Here is a 20,338-nt window from a genome sequence, read left to right as displayed (position 1 = left end):
GGGCCGTCACTTTCCGGGTGCCTGAGTGAAGCGGTCGGGCGGCGCGTCCAGCCCGGCCGCCGGCCCGTGCGACCAAGGGGCCCGGACACCGGCCTTGATCCTGTCAGGTAGCGAGTTCCGCTTGGCGAAGGCTGCGGAACACCGGCGGGGTCGTCCAGCCGCGCAACGTGGCGTGAATCGCCGATCGGAATGCGGCCTCGGCCGTGGCGGCGTCGAGGGCCCCAGCCAGTTCGAGAGTCACGAGCCCGTGCAGGGTGGCCCAGAGCGACAGGGCGATCGACGTTGCTTCGCCGACGAGGACCGACGCCGCCAACGCGCGATCGATCGCCGCGAGGAGCGGACGGATCGGGTCACTGGCACCGACCGCCCCCGACGGGTCGAAGGACTGCACACCCCCGAACAGCACCGTGTACAGGTGGCTGTGTCCGCGCCCCCAGTGACGGTAGGCGACGGCCAGCGCGTACAGGTCGGCGAGAGGGTCCGCGGAGGTCTGTACCGCCGACACGTCCTGGAAGAGGCCGGCGACGGCTCTGTCGCGCACCGCACCGATGAGCCCGTCCTTGCCGCCGAACAAGGAATACACCGCCGTCGTCGACGCCTCGGCAGCGGCGGCCACGGCGCGGACCGTGAGCGACTCCCGCGGACGGGTGGCGAGCATCTCGGTCGCGCACACCACAAGCCGCTCTTTGACGGCCTCGTCGTTCGTTCTCGGCCTACCCACGACGAGCAGCCTACCCTCTCTGATAACGTCGTTTTGAAACAGTGTTCTGAAACTCTCGGAGGTCCGCCGTGCCCACGTCCGCCATACGTCTCCTGCGCTGCACCGGAGGCTTACTGCTGGCCCTGGCCGGCGTCGCGATGCTGGTCGTCGTCTTTCTCGCACTGATCGCCCTCACGGACGGGGCAGGCTCGGGGCTCGCCGCATGGTTGACGACCCTTGGAGCCGGGGCCGCCCTCGCCATGTGGCGGGGTCGGCGCCGCACATGGCCGGCGCGGCTCGTGCCGTTCCTGCCGGTGGTTGTCGCGGCAGCACTGACGGCGTCGGTCTGCATCCCGAGCGTGCCGACAGCCCGGCGGTATCCGCCCGCCCTGCCGTTCGTGACCACGCAGCACTGGAGCCTGACCACAGGCAGCCGGGTCGCGGTGTACCACTATCCGCCCGCGAACCCCGGCCCCCGGCATCCCATCCCGTTCGTGTACCTCAACGGCGGACCGGTCCGTGGCATCTCGGTGCTCGACCACCGGTTCCTGCAACTCCTGGCACGCCAGGGCTACGACGTCTACGCCTACGAACAGGCCGGTGGCGGACGAAGCGACCTGCTTCCCATGGGCCAGTACACGATCTCCAGGTCGGTCCGCGACCTCGCCGCCTTCGTCGACCGCCTGCACAAGGGCAAGGCCGACATCCTCGGATTCTCCGCAGGCGGGGCCGTGCTCACCCGAGCCCTGGCCGACCCGAGCGTCGCCGCACGCTTGCACCGGGCGGTCATCGCCGAGCCCGGCCCCATGGACGGCCCCACCGCACACATCACCGGGCACAAGGGCCGAAAATCCGCACGGGGCCTCGCGCCGGCCATGACCGGACCGCGATCGACGCACGTCCCCCGGTACGCCGTGGCATTCGGCCTCATGCGACTCGGCCTCCTCACCCCCGACACCGGACTGATCGGACAGGCCGAAGGCGACAACGCCTTCACCGCCGCGGACCTCGGCAGCGACACCGCATCCGCCTACTGCGCGCGCGACGCGCACCGCATCCCCGCCGAGGACACCGCACAGAACTTCTCCTTCAGCCCCGCCGCCAGCGTCCGCGTCCAGCAGACGGTCAAGGACTCGCCCTCCATCGCACCGCAACTGAGGCAGTCCCGGACCCCCGCGATGCTGATGATCGCCGAGTGCTCCTCCCAGGTCCGTCAATGGGCGACCGCCGTCCTGGCCGATGACCCCGCCATCCAGCGCACGCAGTACATGCCCGGAGTCGGACACCACATGTGGAACGGCCTGGACGGTAACGACGGCCGAGCCGCCGCTGTCATCACTGCGTTCCTTCAGGACATGCCGGCCCCCCTGTCGAACTACCCGACCCGCGACGAGATCCCTGGCTTCCTGCGCGATCACAAATGACGATGTGCGGCCCGTCACCGGCAACGGCGCGCGAACCCTCGAAGCCGTCCGGGCCCTGCCCCAGATACGGCCAAGGACGGCCCCTTGGTCCGGAAAGGGCCCGCCCTCATACCCACGCCGTATTCGGCGCTCCGCCTCGAGGAGGAGATGAGGGCGCTGCCTCGTGCGGTGCCACCAGGCAGGAGTGCGGGCACGGGCACGATGCCCCGGGGCATCTCCTCCCGCCAGGCTGGTCGTCCACCCGAACCCAGACCTGGAGATCCGTTTCTCGTGGCTACCTTGCTCTATCGGATGGGCCGGACCGCCTTCCAACGGCGCTGGCTCGTGGCGTTGTTGTGGGCCGTGGTCCTCGGCGGCGTCGGCCTCGGGGCCGCCAAGGCTCCCGCCGCCTCCGACGACGGCACGTCCTTCATGCCCGGTATCGAGGCGCAGAAGGCCTTCGACCTGATCGGGGAGCGCTTCCCCGGCTCGGCGGCCAACGGCGCCAACGCGCGGATCGTGTTCATCGCACCCCGCGGGGAGAAGGTGACCGCGGCCGGCAACCGTGCCGCCATCGACGCGCTCGTGACGGAGGCCGCCCACGAGCCGCAGGTCTCCGCTGCCGTGAACCCGTTCACGGCGGGCGCGGTGAGCAAGGACCGCTCCACCGCCTACGCCACGGTGAACTACAAGGTGAAGGCCGACGACCTCACCGACGCCGACAGGACCGCCCTGGAAAAGACCATCGACAAGGCGCGCGAGTCCGGCCTCACGGTCGAGGTCGGAGGCACCGCACTCGCCGAGCAGCCCGCGGCGGGCGGCTCGGCCGAGGCCATCGGTATCGTCCTCGCCGCCGTCGTCCTGCTGATCACCTTCGGGTCCCTGGCGGCCGCTGGACTGCCGCTGCTCACCGCGGTCATCGGCGTCGGGGTCAGCATGGCCGCCATCATGGCCCTGGGCAGCACCTTCGGTCTGTCCATGACCACCGGGACGCTCGCCACGATGCTGGGACTGGCGGTGGGCATCGACTACGCCCTCTTCGTGGTCTCCCGCTACCGGGAGGAGCGCGCGAACGGGCACGAGCCACGCGAGGCGGCCGGCCTCGCCGTCGGCACCGCGGGCTCCGCGGTGGTCTTCGCCGGCCTCACGGTCGTCATCGCGCTGGCCGGCCTGTCGGTGGTCGGCGTTCCGATGCTGACCAAGATGGGGCTGTGCGCCGCAGGCGCCGTCATCGTCGCCGTCCTGGTGGCCCTCACCCTGGTCCCCGCCCTGCTCGGCATGTGGCCGAACGCGGTCCTCGCCCGCCGTACACGCAAGCGCGGCCCAGCAGTTGGGCGGTCCGACAACGCCGGTTCCCGCTGGGCGCGGTTCGTGCTGCGCCGCCCGGTGGCGGTGCTGGTGGCGTGCGTCGCCGGCCTGGGCGCCCTCGCCCTGCCCGTCACGCAGCTGGAGATGGGCATGCCGGGGGCCGAGTCCAAACCGGTCTCGTCGACGGAACGGCGTGCCTACGACGCGCTCGCCGACGGCTTCGGCGCGGGCTTCAACGGGCCGCTGACGATAGTGGCGGACGTCAGGGGCGCGGCCGACCCCAAGGCGGCCGTGCAGGAGATCACCAAGGAGATCGGCGCCACCCGCGGGGTCGTGTCCGTCTCTCCCGCGCAGTTCAACAAGGCCGGTGACGCCGCGCTCTTCTCGGCGGTTCCGGCCACCGGTCCGAACGAGGAGAAGACCAAGGAGCTCGTCCAGAGCATCCGTACGGAACGGGCCGGTCTGGAGCGCAGGACGGGGGCCACGTTCGAGGTCACCGGCAGCACCGCGATGAACATCGACGTCGCGCAGGCGCTGCAGGACGCACTCGTGCCCTACCTGGCCGTCATCGTCGGCCTGGCCCTGGTCCTGCTGCTGGTCGTCTTCCGTTCCGTGCTCGTACCGGTCAAGGCCGCCTTCGGGTTCCTGCTGTCGGTGCTGGCCGCCCTCGGCGCGGTCGTGGCGGTCTTCCAGTGGGGCTGGGGAGCGGGGCTGCTGGGCGTGGAGCAGTCCGGGCCGATCATGAGCCTGATGCCGATCTTCCTGGTGGGCATCGTCTTCGGCCTGGCCATGGACTACGAGGTGTTCCTCGTCGCCCGTATGCGGGAGGCGTACGTGCACGGGGACCGCGCCCCGCAGGCGGTCGTCACGGGCTTCCGGCACAGCGCACGGGTGGTCGTGGCCGCGGCGGTCATCATGATGGCGGTGTTCTCCGGGTTCGTCGGCTCCGGCGAGTCCATGATCAAGACGATCGGTTTCGGGCTCGCCGTCGCGGTGCTGTTCGACGCCTTCGTCGTCCGCATGGCGCTCGTGCCCGCCGTACTCGCCCTGCTCGGCGACAAGGCGTGGTGGCTGCCACGGTGGCTGGACCGGCTGCTGCCCGACGTCGACGTCGAGGGCGCCGGGCTCACCACACGCTCCGCGCCCGGCGCCGGTCCGGCGGCTGTCGAGCCCGCGCCGCAGGAACCGGCCCGTACCTGACGTGACGGGCACGCGCGGGCCGCGGCGTCAGGCGCACGACACCCGTGGCCCGGGCGTGCCCGAGTAATCTGCCTTGGGAACCATCTCGGAGCGTGATGAGCACAAACTGGCAGCGTCGGGCAGCGACCCGTCCGAAAGCCGTCGAAGCGGCGAAGCTGGTCCTGCTCTTCGCCCTCACGGTCGCCGGCGTCCTCCTCACCTGGGCGGTCCTGCCCGAACGGCCGGCCCTGTGGCCCGGCATCCTCCTGTCCGCCCTCGCCTGCGCCGCACTGCACCGGCGCCGCAGCCACCCCCTTCAGGCCTTCGCGGTCACCTTGCTGTGCACCATGGGACTGGGTGCCGTCGGCTATCTCCTGACTCCCGGGGTGATGGGTCCGCTCCTGGTCGCGCAGTACGCCACGAGCGTGCGCACACCCCGCCGCACCACCTGGAACAGTGCGCTGACGGCTGCGGCCGGCATGGTCGGCGCGGGGCTGTTCGGCAGGGCCTTCCACGGCTCGGTGATCCTCGTCGTCGTCAACCCGGCGGCATGGGTGCTGCTGTCCGCGGCCTTCGGCAGCTACATCCGGGTGCGCCGCGAGTACGCGGCGGCCCGCGCCGAGCACGCCGCCCGCGAACGGGAGGAAGAGGCACGCCACCGGGTGATCCAGGAACGTATGCGCATCGCGCGGGAGTTGCACGACGTGGTCGCCCACCACCTGACCCTGGCCGACGCCCAGGCCGCCACTGCGGCCCACCTCTCCCGGACCCACCCCGAGCAGGCCTTCGACATCATCGGCAGGCTGCCCGAGACGACCGCCGCGGCACTGCGCGAACTCAAGGCCACCGTCGGGCTGTTGCGCGAGGACACCGACACAGCCGACCTGGCCCCCGCGCCCGGACTGCGCCAACTGCCCGAGTTGGTCGACGCCTGCTCGGCGGCCGGTCTGGAGGTGACGGTCGCCGTCGAAGGGCAGTCGCGTCGGCTCACCCCCGTGCTCGACCTGACGGCGTACCGGATCATCCAGGAAGCACTCACCAACGTCACCAAGCACGCCGCCACCCGCACCGCACAGGTACGCCTCTCCTACACCCCCCACTACCTGACCCTGACCGTCAGCAACGACACCGCGCCCGACCGGCCGGCAGCCGCACCCGGCCCCGGAGGCGGATTCGGTCTGCTCGGCATGCGCGAGCGCGCCACCGCCGTGGGCGGCACCCTCCATGCCGGCCGCCGTCCGCAGGGCGGCTTCGAGGTCTCCTGCGCGCTTCCCCTCGACGGCCACTCCGGCGGCCATCCCGACAGCGACGACGACAGCCACGACCACAGCCACGACGAAGGCCCCGCCACATGACCATCCGCGTCCTGCTCGCCGACGACCAGGCCCTGCTCCGAGCCACCTTCCGCATCCTCATCGACTCGGACCCGGAGCTGACCGTCGTGGCGGAGGCCGCCGACGGACAGGAAGCCGTCGACCTCACCGCAAGCCACCGGCCCGACGTGGTCATCATGGACATCCGTATGCCGAACGTCGACGGAGTGGCGGCGACCGCCGCCATCTGCTCCCGGCCGGAGCTGTCGGCGACGCACATCCTCATCCTCACCACCTTCGAGAACGACGAGAACGTCGCCACGGCCCTGCGCGCGGGCGCGAGCGGCTTCCTCGGCAAGGGCGTCAGCCCCGAGGTCCTGCTGTCGAGCATCCGCACCGTCGCGGCCGGCGACTCGCTCCTCTCCCCGGCCGCCACCCGGACCCTGATCACCCGCTTCCTGGCCACCCCGGACACCGACGACTTCCTCGCCCTGCCCGAGGCGGTCAAGGCCCTGACCGACCGCGAACGGGAGGTCATGGCGCTGGCCGCGCACGGCAGGTCCAACGCCGAGATCGCCGAGCGACTCGTCCTGAGCCCGCTGACCGTGCGCAGCCACATCCAGCGGGCCATGACCAAACTCGACGCCCGCGACCGCGCCCAGCTCGTCGTCATCGCGTACCAGAGCGGCCTGGTCAAACCCCGTCCGGATACGGGCAGTTGACGCGCCGGGGCTCCCCACCGCAGCGGCGGGGAGCCCCGAAGACGGTTCGGCGGTTCGCTGCGGCTACCGGGACACGAGCGCGTCCTGGGTGTTGTTGTTGCGGCGGATGCGTTCGCGGACCAGGGAGACGGCGATCACCAGCGCGGCGACGAGCACCGAGAGCAGTACCTGGATGCGTCCGCCGCCCTTGCTGTCGTCGGTGAGCATGTAGACGAGGACGAACGAGATCATCGCGATCGTGGCCCACGTCAGATACGGGAACAGCCACATGCGGACGACGAGCTTCTCGGGGGCCTCGCGCAGGATGATCCCCCGCATCCGCAGCTGCGAGAAGCAGATGACCAGCCAGACGAAGAGCGCGACCGCGCCGGAGGAGTTCAGCAGGAACTGGAAGACCGTGTCCGGCCACAGGTAGTTGAAGCCGACCGCGACGAAACCGAAGGCCACCGAGGCCAGGATCGCCGGCTGCGGGACACCCCGGGAGTTCGTCCGCACGAAGGAGCGCGGGGCGTCGCCGCGCTGCCCGAGGGAGAACGCCATCCGGGAGGCGGTGTAGAGGCCGGAGTTGAGACAGGACAGCACCGCGGTCAGCACGATGAAGTTCATGATCTCACCGGCGTGCGGGATGCCGATCGAGTCGAGGGCCGCCACGTACGAGCCCTTCTTTGCGATCGCGGGGTCGTTCCACGGCAGCAGCGAGACCACGACGAGGATCGAGCCGACGTAGAAGACGCCGACCCGCCAGATCACGCTCCTGGTGGCCTTGGCGACCGCCCGCCGCGCGTCGGCGGACTCACCGGCGGCGAGGGTGACGATCTCGCTGCCCATGAAGGAGAAGACGACCAGCAGGATGCCGGTGAGGATCGCACCGGGCCCGTTCGGCAGGAAGCCGCCGTGCGCGGTGAGGTTGCCGAAGCCCGTCGCGGCATGGTCGGAGCCGGGCAGCACACCGAAGATCGCCAGGCCGCCGAGCACGATGAAGCCGGTGATGGCGACGACCTTGATGCCGGCGAACCAGAACTCGAACTCGCCGAAGGAGCCGACCGAGGCCAGGTTGGTGATGGTGAGCACGACCATCACGATCAGCGCCCAGGCCCACTGCGGCACGGCCGGCACCCACCCCTCGAGGATCACGGCACCCGCCGTCGCCTCCACCGCGAGCACGACGACCCAGAAGAACCAGTACAGCCAGCCGATCGAGAATCCGGCCCAGCGGCCGAGCGCCCGGTCCGCGTAGGCGGAGAAGGAGCCGGAGGTCGGGTTCGCCGCGGCCATCTCGCCGAGCATCCGCATCACGAACACGACCAGGGCGCCGACCAGCGCGTACGAGAGCAGGATGCCGGGCCCGGCGGCGGCGATGCCGGAGGCGGAGCCCACGAAGAGACCGGCACCGATCACCCCGCCGATGGCGATCATCGACAGATGGCGGTTCTTGAGACCAGGCCGCAGAGCTGCCTGTTCGGAAGTCTGACCACTGGTGGGAGGAGCGGTGGCGGGCGCCACAGAACCAGGGGGACGTGAAGTCATGTCGACATCCATTGAGTGGTTGGGAGGGCCATGAGGGGCACGGGGGAGCGGCGTCATGGTCCTGGCGATTCCCGGAAGCGATCACGGCCCGGAGCGGCTGTGGGGAAACCGTGCTCCGTTTCCTTGTGGGAAGTGAGCCGTTTCACTTGCGGAAATGGATTTGCGCAAGCGTATGGGCGGCTGTGGGGCGACGTGTTTGTTCCCGGGGACGAAGTCGTCCTCAATGGCTGTACGGCCGGACAATGCGCAGTGGGCCTCAGACGCCGGGCGGCAGCCGCAGCTGGAGCATGGCGAGCAGGCGCTGGTCGGGGCGGCTCAGATCGAGACCGGTCAGCTCCTCGGCCCGGCGAATGCGGTAGCGCAGTGTGTTGCGGTGTACATGCAGCTGGGCGGCGGCCGCCCGGACGTCACCGAAGCAGTTGAGGTAGGCCAGCAGGGACTCGGCCAGCTGCCCTTGGTGCCGGCTGTCGTGGGCGACCAGTGCGGTCAGCCGCGGGTCCCGTATCTCGGGGTGCGCGGCGAGCAGCGTCAGCATTTCGCTGATCAGTACCTCCGCCTGGATGTCCGGCAGCGCGGCTACCGCGGCCAGGACGCCGGCGCCCATCATGGCGTCGAGGATGCGGTCGGCCTCGTGGCGTGACTCGGGGGCCTGGCCGAGTCCGGACACCAGGCAGCCGATCGAGCCGCGCAGCGGCAGGCCGAGATGGCGGTGGGCGGCGTCGGTGATCTCCTGGGCCCAGCTGCGCAGCGTGTCCGTGTCGATGCTGCGGGGCAGCTGGGGCAGCAGCACGTAGATCCGCGGGTCGACCTGGGTGACCAGTGCGCTGCGGTGCCGGGCGGCGATCTGCACCGAGATGAGGTTGGTGACCTCGGTGTGGGTCAGCTCCGGGGCGGTGACCGCCTCGGCGGTCCCGTACGAGAAGCCCAGCACGGCGGCCGGGCGGCCGGCGTCGAGGCCCAGGTGGGTGGCGAGCGGCTGCGGGCCGGTGCTTCCCTCCAGCAGCCCGGCCAGCAGGGTCCGGGTGAGGGTCAGGTCGTCGGAGAGTTCCCGGCGGCGGCGCACCAGGTGGTGCGCGGCGACCCGGGCGGCACCCAGCAGCGCCCGGTCCGAGTGCTCGGACAGCGGCGTCGAGCCCTCCTGCACCCAGATGGTCCCCAGCTGCCGTTCCCCGGACCGGATGGCCACCGCCAGCCGGCGCCGGATGCCGAGCTCCGGGTGGCTGTCGATACCGATCACCTTGTCGCTGGAGTGCAGATGCTGGAACACACCCCACTCGCGCAGCTTCGCCAGATACCCCTCCGGGCCCTGCCAGCCCAGGATGGAGCGCCGCCGCAGGTCGTCGATCTCGTCGGAGTCGGTGGAGCGGGAGTAGGCCAGCACCCGGTTGGCGGCGTCCTCGATGCTGACGATGCCGCCGGTCAGCACGGCGGTGGTCTGGGCGAGCAAGAACAGGTCGCCCTCCTCGGCCCCTGCCTCGTTCTCGCCCGGCGGTGCGTCGTCGAGGGCGGCGCGGGCCAGCGCGTTCACCTGCTCCCAGCGTGCCTCGCCGCGCAGGGACAGCAGGGCGACCCCGGCCTCGGCGGCGGTCTCGCTGAGGGCGGCGGCCTGGCCGGCACCGTCCAGTTTGACCACGACGGCGGCGGCTTTGTCGCGCCCGGCGGCCCGCAGTGCGGGAAGGGCGGCCCGGCCACGGGCACCGATGGCGAGGACCAGTTCGCCCGGCCGCGCCGTCGGCGGGTCCTCGGGATCGAGCAGCGCCACGCCCTGGATCTCGACGTCCAGTCCGGCGGGAGCGGCCTGCACCTCCACCAGCGAGTCGCCCAGGGCCATCAGCAACTGGCGCAGGCTGACGCCGGCAGGGGGCGGAGAGTCCGCGGCCGGATCCATGATCGTCGCCTCTGCTGGGAGCCACGCCGGAGCTCTGATGCTAACCGTCCCGGCCGGGAGGACCGAACCGGAGCAGTGCGGCCGGTCCTGTGAGCGGCCGAGGTCAGCTGCGCGGGGAGCGGCGGACGGTCAGCACGGCGATGTCGTCGTGGCGGCGGCCGGTGTCGGCGAACGCGCAGGCGTCCTCGTGCAGCGCCCGGGGCAGTTCGGTGGGGGAGAGGCCGAGGTGCTTCGTCAGCCGCTCGTCGAGCGGGTAGAACGTGCCGTCGTCGGCGCGGGTCTCGGTGAGGCCGTCGGTGGTCAGCAGCAGTGTCGCACCGGCCGGGAAGTCGAACCAGTCCACGGTCGTGGGTTCGGCGGCCAGTTCGGCGAGACCGAGCGGGACGCCCGAGTCCAGCGGCGGTGTGGTGACCAGGCCCTCGTGCATCAACCGGGGAGGAATGTGCCCGCAGTTGACGACCTGCGCCTCGTCGCCCGCGTCGACGCCGACGATGAGCGCGGTGACGAACCGCTCGTCGTCGCCGGTCTGTTCGGCGTAGGAGTTGTGGCGGACGACCGCCGCGTCCAGGGCGTCGACGAGCGCGGTGAGCGTCGGCTCCCGGTGGGCCGCCTCACGGAAGGCGCCGATGACGGCGAACGCGGCGCCCACGGCGGCCAATCCCTTGCCCTGTACGTCGCCGATCAGCACCCGGGTGCCGAACGGCGAGGAGACGACGTCGTAGATGTCGCCGCCGACGAGCCGGTCCTCCTGCACGGGTTCGTAGACGCCGTTGACCAGGACGTCGTCGGTGACCAGGGGCAGCGGGTGCAGGATGTGCCGCTGCATGGCCGCGGCGGTGGAGCGCAGCCGCAGCATCTCGTGCTCGCGCCTGATGCGCCGATGACAGGCGTAGACGGAGGCCACACCCAGCGCGAGGGTGAACAGGACCAGCAGGAGCCGGTCGAGCCAGTGCCCGCCGGCCGGGGCCCGCACCAGCGCGGTGGTGGTCACGACGAGCGAGGTCCACGCGGCGACGAACCCGGTCTGGCGGACGGTGCACAGTGCCGAGGCCGTCCCCGGCAGGAAGACCAGCAGCCCGAGCAGCCACACCTCGGACCCGGAGAGCACCCCCAGGACCTCCACCAGAACCGTCACCGACACCACACCGGCGACCAGTTCGGCGTTGCTCGGGGGCTCGATGGCGTCGAAGACTTCGGCGGGTCTCTTTCGGCGGCTACCGGTCATGGGGACTCCCGGGCAGGTGGTGATCACCATCTACGTTATTGCAGGCCGGGCCGCGTGTGAGAGGCGCCCCGCCCGGTGACCGGTTCCCGGGCGGGGGGCTTCGAGGGTGCCGAGGGGGTCGACTAGTCGACGTCCACCGGGCCGTCGTCCGACTTCTTCTCCTTGCCCGAGTGCAGCTGGAGCAAGCCGCTGGCGCTGGGCTCCTCGGGGCGGCGGCTGTCGGTGGCGTCCTGGCTGTTCAGGTTCTGCCGGACCGAGTCGAGGATGGTCAGACCCTGGGAGACCAGGCCGGCGGCGATCTCGCCCAGGCCGTCCGCGCCGTTGAGGACATTGACGTTGGCGCCCGCCAGGCCGCCGGCCGCCTCCTTCACGATCTGCGGAAGCTGGTCGATCAGCATCCGGTCTAGCGCGACCCGGTCGTAGGAGGCCGCCGCCTCGGCCTGGATCTTCATGCGCTGCGCCTCCGCGGCGGCGAGCACCCGGACCCGCTCGGCCTCGGCCTCGGCGGGCTTCACGATCTCGGCCACCAGCTGCTGCTGACGCAGCTTGGCCTGGCGCTGCGCCAGTTCGGTCTGCGCGGCGAGCACCTCCTGCTGGGCGTGCGCCTGCGCGAGCGGTCCGGCCTGGGCCGCCTGTGCCTGCGCGCGGTCCACCTCGGCCGAGTACTCCGCCTTCACGATGGCGGTCTGCCGGGCGTACTCGGCCTGCTTGCGGGCCGCCGCCTGCTCCGCCTCGACCGAGGCCTGGGTGGCCTGGGCCTGGGCGATCTGGGCCTGCCGCTGGATGGCCGCCTTGTGCGGCGCGGACATCGCGTCGATGTATCCGGCGTCGCCGTCGTCGATCGACTGGATCTGCAGCGAGTCCACGATCAGGCCGATCTTCGCCATCTCGGTCTTCGAGGTGTCCAGGACCTCCGCGGCGAGCTTCTGCCGCTCGGTCACGATCTCCTCGACGGTCATCGAACCGATGATCGCCCGCAGGTGACCGGCGAAGATCCGCCCGGTCAGGACCGACATCTGCTCCTGGTCGGAGAGGAAGCGCTGGCCGGCGTTGATGATGCTCTCGTGGTCGTTGCCGACCTTGAACGCGATGACCGCGCGGACGTGCAGGGCGATGCCCTGCCGGGTCACGCAGGTCTCCGTGACCTCGGACTCGCACATCGACAGGGTCAGGAAGCGGGTCTTGCGGAAGAACGGGATCACGAACTTGCCGTGCCCCGTCACCACTCGGAACGGCGCGCCCCCCAGTCCCCGCCTGCCTCCCGAGATCAACATCGCCTCGTCGGGAGCGGGAACGCGGTATCCGAACATGTTTCTTTCTACTCCTCAGTCTGCGCCGGCGGCGTCGCCGTCGAGCGCGTCCAATGGATCCACCCACTCGATGACGCCGACCTCACGGCATCCGCGCGACTCGATCACGAGCACTGTCGCCCCCGTGGGCAGGGGATCTTCGGACCAGGCGAGGAAGGTCTCCGAGCCGCCTCTGACCCGCACCAGGATTTCGCCGGGCCCCGCGGATCCGCGGGTTCCGACGAGCACCTTCCCCGTGCAGCCGATCACGGCTTCGTCCTGCGGCATCATGGCCGCTCTCCTATGTTCTGGCCCACGATTCAGACGATAGACCTACCTGGGGCGGGGACCCAACGGGCATGTCGATTCGGCGCGCGCCGCAGGGCTGTCCTCGTCCGTGGCAGACGAGGAGTTCCGTTCCCGGAACCGGTGGATTCCCTTTGCCGGAAAGGCCAGTTGCCTGCGTCCCGCCTCTGGCCCCGGAGACATACCGGGCGGTATACAGGCTGCGTCGCGTGTGATGCCCGCGCCCCCGGTGCCGGCTCCGCGCGACGTCCGGGTCTCAGGGGGAGGAATCGCATGGCGGACGACACGCGTTCGGGCTCAGCGGCGAGACGTCGGCGGAGGGGGATCGCGGTGGGGGCGGCGCTCGGAGGCTGCGCCCTCGTCGCGGCGTCCACGACGCCTGCCGCGGCGAACGGCGGGGGACACGGCCGGGACACACACTATGTGTCGCTCGGGGACTCCTACACGGCGGGCCCCCTCATCCCGCAGCAGGTGGACGCCAACTGCGCCCGCTCCGACCACAATTACCCCTCGATCGTGGCGGCGGAGCGCAAGGTGACCGCGTTCAAGGACGTCAGCTGCAGCGGCGCGACGACCGACAACATGTGGAAGGCGCAGGGCACCAACGAGCCCCAGCTGGACGCGCTGAACCGGGACACCGACCTGGTGACGGTCCAGATCGGCGGCAACGACGTCGGTTTCAGCTCCATCATCGGCACCTGCGCCCGCCTCAGCTCCCAGGATCCGACGGGAGACCCGTGCCGGCGCTACTACGCCTCGTCCGGGATCGATCAGCTGGCGGTCGACATCGCGCGGACCGCGCCGAAGATCGACGCGGTGCTGCGGGCCGTGCACGCCAGGGCGCCGCACGCCCGGGTGCTCGTCGTCGGCTACCCCGACCTGCTGCCCGACGACGGCAGCGGCTGCTACCCCTCGGTGCCGTTCGCGGCCAAGGACTTCCCCTATCTGCGGGACACCGGCAAGCGACTGAACCTGATGCTTCGCCTGGTGGCCGAGTGGGACCGCGCGGAGTACGTCGACACCTACGGGCCCACGCGCGGCCATGACATGTGCAAGGCGCCCGACGTCCGCTGGATCGAACCGCTCCAGCCGGCCTCGCCCGCCGCCCCCGCGCACCCCAACGCCAAGGGCGAGGAAGCGATGGCGCGTGCCGTTCTCGAACGTCTGGACAAGGGGCGCGGCCGCGGCTGAGCGCTGCGGCGCCGATGTTCGTCACCATTCGTGTGACGTTGGGTACGGGACTGAATGAAAGGTGCTGAACGGGCAACGTTCCCCTTCATGCTCCGATTCATGCCCAGCATCAACAGTCCCCAGCAGGTGATTCGATGACGACGGCGACCAGGGCGTCCCGGTCGCCGTCCGCCACCGCAACCCCGGCCACTACCAAGAGTTCTCCGCCCGCTCCGGCGCCCTCGCTGCCGTCCCTCACCGGCCTGCGGTGGGTCGCCGCGCTGCTGGTCTTCGGACTGCACGTGCACAACTTCCACTATTTCGACGGCACCGCCGGGTCCATCGTCACCTGGGCGTTCGGGGCCGGCGCCACGGGCGTGTCGTTCTTCTTCGTGCTGTCCGGGTTCGTCCTGACCTGGTCGGCCCGGCCGGGCGACCGCGCACCCGCCTTCTGGCGGCGGCGCATCGCCCGCATCCTGCCGGTGCACCTGGTCACCGCCGCGATCGCGCTGCTCATGGCGTACACGCTGGCCCACCAGTCGAAGCCGACCCTGCGCCAGGGACTGGCCAATGTCCTGCTGGTGCATTCCTGGTGGCGCCCCTGGTGGCAGACGCTGGACCCGGTCAGCTGGTCACTGGCCTGCGAGGCCTTCTTCTACGCCGTCTTCCCGCTGCTGGCGCTGCTGCTGCGCCGTCTCGGCGCCCGGGGGGCGGCGGCGCTGGCCGGTGCTTCGGTGCTGGCGGTCCTGGTCCTGGCGTGGGCGGACGCGCACCACTGGCTGGACCAGCCGATCGCCTCCCTCCCCGCCGCGCGCCTGCCCGAGTTCGTCCTGGGCGTCGCCGTCGCCCGGCTGGTGCTCCTCGACCGGTGGCGCGGACCCGGCCTGGAGGCCTCGCTCGCCCTCGCGATCATCGGCTACTTCTTCGTCCCGCACGTCACCGACGGCTACGCGCCCACCACCTGCACCGTCATCGGCTTCGCCCTGCTCATCGCGGCGGCGGCCGTCGCGGACCTGCACGGTCTGCCCTCGATGTGGCGCCACCCGCGACTGGTGCGGCTGGGAGAGCTCTCCTTCGCCTTCTACATGGTCCACCTGCTAGTGCTGCGGGCCGGGACCAACCTGCTCGGCACGAAGCCCCTCTTCGGCCCGACGGCGGGGCTGACCGTCACCGCGGTCGCGTTCGCCGTGTCCCTCGGCCTGTCCTGGGTCCTGTACGAGGCAGTGGAACGCCCCGCGAGACGCCTGCTGCTCCGCGGCCGCCGCTCTTCCGAGCACCGGCCGGTCGTGCGGCAGCCGGACGGCCAGGACTCCTAGGACGCGCTGTCGCGCAGGCCCAGCCGCAGATGCTCCACGTGGTACAGGGCCCGCTCGAGGAACCGCAACTGGTGGGAGCAGGCGGACTGTTCCATGCCCACGGCGTCGGCGAGTTCGGTCGCCGGGCAGCGGGCCTCGTGCAGGCGGGCCCGGGCCCGGGCCGGCCGTCGAGGGCGGCTGACGTCCGCTCAGGCGAGGCGGGCCGCGCCCGGGGATGCGGCGGTGCCCGGCAGCGGGGTCCGCGCCGGTCGGCCTGCGAGTACCTCGAGGATGTTGTCGACCGCGAGGTCCACCATGGCGGCCCGCGTCGCCTCGGTGGCCGAGCCGACGTGGGGGAGCGTCACCACGCGGGGGTCGCCGACCAGCGGCGACAGCTCGGCACCCATCGGTTCGCGCTCGAAGACGTCCAGGCCGGCCGAGTGGATGGCCTCGTCGCGCAGTGCCGACAGGAGCGCGTCCTCGTCGACGACGCCGCCCCGTGAGGTGCTGACCAGCGTGGCGGTGGGCTTCATGGCGGCCAGTTCGGCGGGGCCGATGAGGTGGCGGGTCTGCGGGGTGAGGGGGACGTGCAGCGAGACCACGTCGGACTCGGCGAGCAGCGTGGGCAGGTCCACGGAGGTGGAGAGGGTGTCGGCGGGGGCATACGGGTCGTGGTGCAGCAGCCGCATGCCGAAGCCCTGGGCCCGGCGGGCCACCGCCCGGCCGATCTGGCCGTAGCCGACCAGGCCGAGCGTCGCGCCGTGCACGTCCAGACCCAGGTAGTCGCCCATCCGGAACATGTCCCACTGCCCGGCGGCCAGCGAGTCGCGGGCCGCGCCCAGCCGCCTGCGGGCCATGAGAACGAGGGCGAAGGTCAGGTCCGCGGTGGTCTCGGCGAGCACGCCGGGGGTGTGCGTGACGACGACACCGCGCTCGGCCGCCGCCTCCTGGTCGACCGCGTCGTATCCCATGCTCGCGAGGGCCACGACCCGCAGCGAAGGGCCTGCGGCGTCCAGCAGCGCGGCGTCCACCCGGTCGTTGCCGAGCGCCAGGATCGCGCTCGCGCCCTCCGCCGACGCGGCCAGGTCCGCACGAGGGGGACCCACGACATCCGCGTGCAGGGCCAGGCGGGCCATGCCGTCGCCGGGAAGGCCCGCACGGGTGGCAAGCACACGCTGCTTCATCTGTTTCTCCTGTGGCTGTCCAAGCCGTATCAATTCAACGGCGGATATGCGTGAGGAACGTTAGCCAGCGCACCGCGGAGCAACAAATAATGGATTTGCGTGACGCTATCGGGAATTCATATCCAACTCCGTGATCAGTTCATGGAACAGGTCGTGCACCGCGAGAGCCGGCTCCGACAGCGGCTGGCTGTCCGACGTACACAGCGACAGCTTGACGGGGATGGCCGGGTCGACGATCCGCCGCACCACCAGATTCCGTACGTCGAGGATCGCCCGCGCCGCCGACCAGGGCAGCACCGTCGCCCCGAGGTCGGCGCCGACCGCGCTGACCAGGGTCAGCACCGACTCGATCTCGCCGACCACCCGCGGCTTCAGCGAGGCCTGCTGGAAGGCGCCCTCGACGACCTGGCGGATGGTGTGGATCCGGCTGGGCAGCAGCAGGCCCACGTCGGCCAGCGCCTCGAGGGGCACGTCGCCGTCGCCGGGCGGCAGGGCCGCACCGGGCGCGGCGATCAGGAACAGGTCCTCGGTGCGCAGCGGTTCGAACTGCACCCCGCGCACGGGCCCGGCGCCGTAGATGAACGCCATGTCCATCCGGCCCGTCATGATCGCCTCGCTGATGACGCCGCCGAAGTTCTCGTTGATGTGCAGCAGGATGTCGGGGTAGCGCTCCCGCACGCTGGTCAGCAGCGGCAGCGCGAGGGCCGCGCCCATGCTGTACGGGGCCAGGCCCACCGAGACGTTGCCGGCCGGGGCGCGGCCCGAGACGTCGACGGCCGCGTGGGCGAGCTCGACCTGGCGCAGGATGAGCTGGGCGTGCCGGTACAGCGCGCGGCCGGCCTCGGTCGGGGCGACTCCGCGCTTGCTGCGGATCAGCAGCTGCTGTTTGAACTGGGCCTCGAGCGCCGAGAGCTGCTGGCTGAGCGCGGGCTGCGCGATGTGCAGGATGTCGGCCGCGCGCGTGATGCTCCCGGCATCCACGATCTTGACGAACGAGTAGAGACGCCTGGTGTCCATGCGCGGCCTTCCAGCGTGGGGCGGGGCCTCATCGTAGGGGGACGGCCATCAGGGCGACCCCCGGCGCTGGTGACGCGGGTCATATGCAGCGGTGATTACGTCACGCAGAATGCATATTTGCCGCCACGTCCCGTTGGGATTACGTTCACCGAAACGCAGATTTCCGGCCGCCCGTCCGGGAAGTCCCCGCATATTACGCCGGGCAGCCCCCGCGCGTTACGAATGAATTTCCGACGGCCTTGCAGGCGCCGTTCCCTTCCTTTTTCTGGAGGAAACCCATGACCCACACGGTCGATCTCGTGGCCGACCTCGGCGAGGGTTTCGGCGCCTACACCATGGGCGATGACGAGGCCCTCCTCGACGTGCTGACCTCGGCCAATATCGCGTGTGGATTTCACGCCGGCGACCCGCGGATCATGGACGCCACCGTCCGCCACTGCGTACGGCGAGGCGTCGCCGTGGGCGCGCACCCCAGCTTCCCCGATCTCGTCGGGTTCGGCCGCCGCGCGATGGACCTGTCCCCGGACGAGGTCCGCACCGACGTGCTCTACCAGGTCGGCGCACTGCAGGCGTTCGCGGCCGCGCACGGCACCCGCGTGCAGCACGTCGCCCCGCACGGACGGCTCGGCAACCTGGTCGCGGTCCGCGCGGACTACGCGGCCGCGGTGACCGACGCCGTCGCCTCCCTCGACCCCTCGCTGATCGTGCTCGCCCAGGACGGCGAACTCGCCGACGCGGCACGCGCGCGTGGCCTGCGCGTCGGCATCGTCGGGATCGCCGACCGGGCCTACCGCGACGACGGCACGCTGGTGCCCAGGAGCGAGCCCGGCGCCGTCCTCCACGACGAGCAGGAGATCGCCGAGCGGACCGTCCGGATGGTCACCGAAGGCGTCATCCGCAGCGTCGGCGGCCAGGACATCCCCGTCCGCTGCGACACCGTGCTGCTGCACGGCGACACCCCCGGCGCCATCGCCCTCGCCCACCGCATCCGCGAGGAACTGCTCGCCGCCGACATCAAGATCACGCCGCTCGCCGACGTCCTGGACGGCCGCGATGCCTGACACGGACGGCGACCTCGTGATCGTCGACTGCGGAGACTCGGCCGTCGTGGCCCGGGCCGTGAGCGGCGACGCACAGCGCGACTGGCAGCTCGTGCACGCCCTGGCCGACGCCTTCGACGCGGTCCGCCTCGACGGGGTGCACGGGATCGTGCCCACGTACGACGCGCTGCTGGTCGAGTTCGACTGCGCGGGCACCGACCACGAGACGGTACGGCGGGTGCTGCGGCGCGAGGCCGACCGGCTCGGCGAGAATCCGGAACGGGCGGTTGCGGCACGGCGGTTCGTGGTTCCCGTGGTCTACGGGGGTGAGCACGGTCCCGATCTGCCGGTCGTGGCCGAGCAGTTGGGGCTCACCGAGCAGGAGGTCGTGGAACTGCACTCCGGTGCCGACCTGACGGTCCGCTGTCTCGGCGCACCGGCCGGCGCCCCGATGATGGACGGCCCGGCGTTCCCGAAACCCGTCCCCCGGCTGGCCTCGCCACGCACACGCGTCCTGCCCGGATCGGTCGCGGTGGCCGGCCGGCAGGCGGTCATCTGCCCGATGCCGTCGCCCGGCGGCTGGCCGCTCCTGGGCCGTACGCCGCTGTCCGTGCTCGACCTCGACGCCGACCCGCTCACCCCGTACCGGCCCGGCGACACCTTCCGCTTCCGGCCGATCACCCCCGACGAGTGGGACGACCACGTCGGCGTACCCCTGGCGGCGGCCCATGGCTGACACCCTCACCGTCCACCGGGCCGGTCTCGCCACCGTGCAGGACCTCGGCCGCTTCGGACGCTCGCGCCACGGCCTCCCCGTCAACGGCGCCCTCGACCAGCACTCCGCCCGCGTGGCCAACGTGCTGTGCGGCAACGACGAGGGCGCGCCGCTGATCGAGATCACCGCCCTGGACTTCAGCTGCACCCCCTCGACCGATGTGCTGGTGGCCGTGACCGGCGCACCCGCGGATCTGACCGTGGACGGAGTCGCGCACCCCCAGTGGGAGCCCGTCTCGGTGCGCCGCGGCCAGACGATCCGGATCACCGGCATACGGCTCGGCATCCGCGTCTACCTGGCTGTGCTCGGTTCCCTCAACACCCCGATGTTGCAAGGCAGTTGTGCACCGGACACGATCCTCGGCTTCGGCCACACCCTGCGCGACGGCGACGAAGTCGGCCTGCGCACCCCCTGCCCGCCCCTCGACCACCCGCACTTCCGCCTCCCGCTGTTTCGCCTGAAGGCCCCGGTTCCGCGCTTCCACGCCACATGGACGATCGACGTCACGGACGGCCCAGACCGCGCCGAGTTCGGTGAAACCGCAGAACGGCTCTTCCGGTCGCCGTACACCGTCAGCGCGCAGAGCAACCACATCGGGCTGCGCCTGGGCGGCGACGTGCCGCGGCGGGTGGCGAGGGGCGAGGTGCTCTCCCGCGGTGTCCCGGTCGGCGCCGTGGAGGTCCCTGCCGGAGACGAGCTTCTCGTCCTGCACCGCGGCCGCGGTGTGACCGCCGGCTACCCGGTCCTGGCGGTCGTCACGGCGACCGGTCTGTCCGTACTGGGGCAGGTTCGGCCGGGCCAGTCCCTGCGCTTCCGGCACCGCAGCATCACCGAGGCGGTGACCGCCCACCGGGCCCAACGCCACGCCGTCGACGCCCTCAAGGCACGCGTACACACGGTCTTCGGCGCCCTGCGCATCCCCGTCCCCCCGTAAGCCGCCATCCCCGTCCCCCCACGTAACCCGCACCGCCCCCTGGATCAGACACCCGCACCGAGC

General features: G+C 71.3%; 17 protein-coding genes and 1 pseudogene. 9 read left to right on the top strand and 9 right to left on the bottom strand.

What is annotated here, in order from left to right; all coding sequences use genetic code 11:
- Positions 1 to 103 precede the first annotated feature (103 nt).
- Entirely contained in the window at positions 104 to 721 is a 618-nt protein-coding gene (locus tag ACFY10_RS12480) for a TetR-like C-terminal domain-containing protein (protein ID WP_390665049.1), read from the bottom strand.
- Positions 722 to 789: 68 nt separating this feature from the next.
- Between ACFY10_RS12480 and ACFY10_RS12475 the strand changes: the two genes are divergently transcribed.
- The 4 genes from ACFY10_RS12475 (at position 790) to ACFY10_RS12460 (ending at position 6,625) form a co-directional block, all read left to right on the top strand.
- A complete protein-coding gene (locus tag ACFY10_RS12475; RefSeq protein WP_390665048.1) occupies positions 790 to 2,124 on the top strand; it encodes an alpha/beta hydrolase in 1,335 nt (444 codons plus the stop codon).
- Positions 2,125 to 2,394: 270 nt separating this feature from the next.
- Positions 2,395 to 4,611 carry an MMPL family transporter gene (locus tag ACFY10_RS12470; RefSeq protein ID WP_390665047.1) on the top strand — a complete coding sequence of 739 codons (2,217 nt, stop codon included), beginning with the start codon at positions 2,395 to 2,397 and terminating at the stop codon, positions 4,609 to 4,611.
- 95 nt (positions 4,612 to 4,706) lie between these two features.
- Complete coding sequence (locus ACFY10_RS12465; RefSeq protein ID WP_390665046.1) at positions 4,707 to 5,945, top strand: sensor histidine kinase; 1,239 nt, start codon at positions 4,707 to 4,709, stop codon at positions 5,943 to 5,945.
- Entirely contained in the window at positions 5,942 to 6,625 is a 684-nt protein-coding gene (locus tag ACFY10_RS12460; protein ID WP_390665045.1) for a response regulator, read from the top strand. The genes ACFY10_RS12465 and ACFY10_RS12460 overlap by 4 nt, the downstream gene beginning before the upstream one ends.
- A gap of 63 nt (positions 6,626 to 6,688) precedes the next feature.
- Here the strand turns inward: ACFY10_RS12460 and ACFY10_RS12455 are convergent, their stop codons facing one another.
- The 5 genes from ACFY10_RS12455 to ACFY10_RS12435 form a co-directional block, all read right to left on the bottom strand.
- Entirely contained in the window at positions 6,689 to 8,152 is a 1,464-nt protein-coding gene (locus tag ACFY10_RS12455; protein WP_390665044.1) for an amino acid permease, read from the bottom strand.
- A gap of 256 nt (positions 8,153 to 8,408) precedes the next feature.
- A complete protein-coding gene (locus ACFY10_RS12450) occupies positions 8,409 to 10,040 on the bottom strand; it encodes a PucR family transcriptional regulator (protein WP_390665043.1) in 1,632 nt (543 codons plus the stop codon).
- A gap of 103 nt (positions 10,041 to 10,143) precedes the next feature.
- On the bottom strand, positions 10,144 to 11,265 hold the full coding sequence (locus ACFY10_RS12445) for a PP2C family protein-serine/threonine phosphatase (protein WP_390665042.1): 1,122 nt from the start codon (positions 11,263 to 11,265) through the stop codon (positions 10,144 to 10,146).
- 122 nt (positions 11,266 to 11,387) lie between these two features.
- On the bottom strand, positions 11,388 to 12,575 hold the full coding sequence (locus ACFY10_RS12440) for an SPFH domain-containing protein (RefSeq protein WP_390665041.1): 1,188 nt from the start codon (positions 12,573 to 12,575) through the stop codon (positions 11,388 to 11,390).
- Between the two features lie 15 nt (positions 12,576 to 12,590).
- A complete protein-coding gene (locus tag ACFY10_RS12435; RefSeq protein ID WP_390665549.1) occupies positions 12,591 to 12,842 on the bottom strand; it encodes a hypothetical protein in 252 nt (83 codons plus the stop codon).
- Between the two features lie 291 nt (positions 12,843 to 13,133).
- Between ACFY10_RS12435 and ACFY10_RS12430 the strand changes: the two genes are divergently transcribed.
- Both ACFY10_RS12430 and ACFY10_RS12425 read left to right on the top strand, forming a co-directional pair.
- Entirely contained in the window at positions 13,134 to 14,051 is a 918-nt protein-coding gene (locus ACFY10_RS12430; RefSeq protein ID WP_390665040.1) for an SGNH/GDSL hydrolase family protein, read from the top strand.
- Positions 14,052 to 14,185: 134 nt separating this feature from the next.
- On the top strand, positions 14,186 to 15,346 hold the full coding sequence (locus ACFY10_RS12425; protein WP_390665039.1) for an acyltransferase family protein: 1,161 nt from the start codon (positions 14,186 to 14,188) through the stop codon (positions 15,344 to 15,346).
- Here ACFY10_RS12425 and ACFY10_RS12420 read toward each other — a convergent pair.
- From ACFY10_RS12420 to nac, 3 genes and pseudogenes are all read right to left on the bottom strand, one after another.
- Positions 15,343 to 15,495, bottom strand: a pseudogene (locus tag ACFY10_RS12420) (ArsR family transcriptional regulator); the annotation flags it as partial. The gene ACFY10_RS12425 and the pseudogene ACFY10_RS12420 overlap by 4 nt on opposite strands.
- Before the next feature lie 39 nt (positions 15,496 to 15,534).
- Positions 15,535 to 16,509 (bottom strand): 2-hydroxyacid dehydrogenase, encoded by a 975-nt coding sequence (locus tag ACFY10_RS12415; RefSeq protein ID WP_390665038.1) that lies wholly within the window; start codon positions 16,507 to 16,509, stop codon positions 15,535 to 15,537.
- 105 nt (positions 16,510 to 16,614) lie between these two features.
- On the bottom strand, positions 16,615 to 17,526 hold the full coding sequence (gene nac / locus ACFY10_RS12410; protein WP_390665037.1) for a nitrogen assimilation transcriptional regulator NAC: 912 nt from the start codon (positions 17,524 to 17,526) through the stop codon (positions 16,615 to 16,617).
- Positions 17,527 to 17,804: 278 nt separating this feature from the next.
- On the opposite strand from nac, the gene ACFY10_RS12405 reads away from it, so the two are divergent.
- From ACFY10_RS12405 to ACFY10_RS12395, 3 genes are read left to right on the top strand one after another with little or no spacing between them, the layout of a single operon-like run.
- Complete coding sequence (locus ACFY10_RS12405; RefSeq protein WP_390665036.1) at positions 17,805 to 18,587, top strand: LamB/YcsF family protein; 783 nt, start codon at positions 17,805 to 17,807, stop codon at positions 18,585 to 18,587.
- Positions 18,580 to 19,302, top strand: a complete 723-nt coding sequence (locus ACFY10_RS12400; RefSeq protein WP_390665035.1) for an allophanate hydrolase subunit 1 — start codon at positions 18,580 to 18,582, stop codon at positions 19,300 to 19,302. Before ACFY10_RS12405 ends, ACFY10_RS12400 begins: the two co-directional genes overlap by 8 nt.
- The gene (locus tag ACFY10_RS12395) at positions 19,295 to 20,275 is read left to right on the top strand and encodes a biotin-dependent carboxyltransferase family protein (RefSeq protein ID WP_390665034.1); all 981 of its coding nucleotides are present in this window, start codon (positions 19,295 to 19,297) and stop codon (positions 20,273 to 20,275) included. The genes ACFY10_RS12400 and ACFY10_RS12395 overlap by 8 nt, the downstream gene beginning before the upstream one ends.
- Positions 20,276 to 20,338: the final 63 nt, after the last annotated feature.

Origin of the sequence: Streptomyces sp. NPDC001401 (assembly GCF_042895385.1) — a bacterium.
Lineage (GTDB): Bacteria > Actinomycetota > Actinomycetes > Streptomycetales > Streptomycetaceae > Streptomyces.
This window is presented reverse-complemented; position numbering and strand designations above follow the sequence as displayed.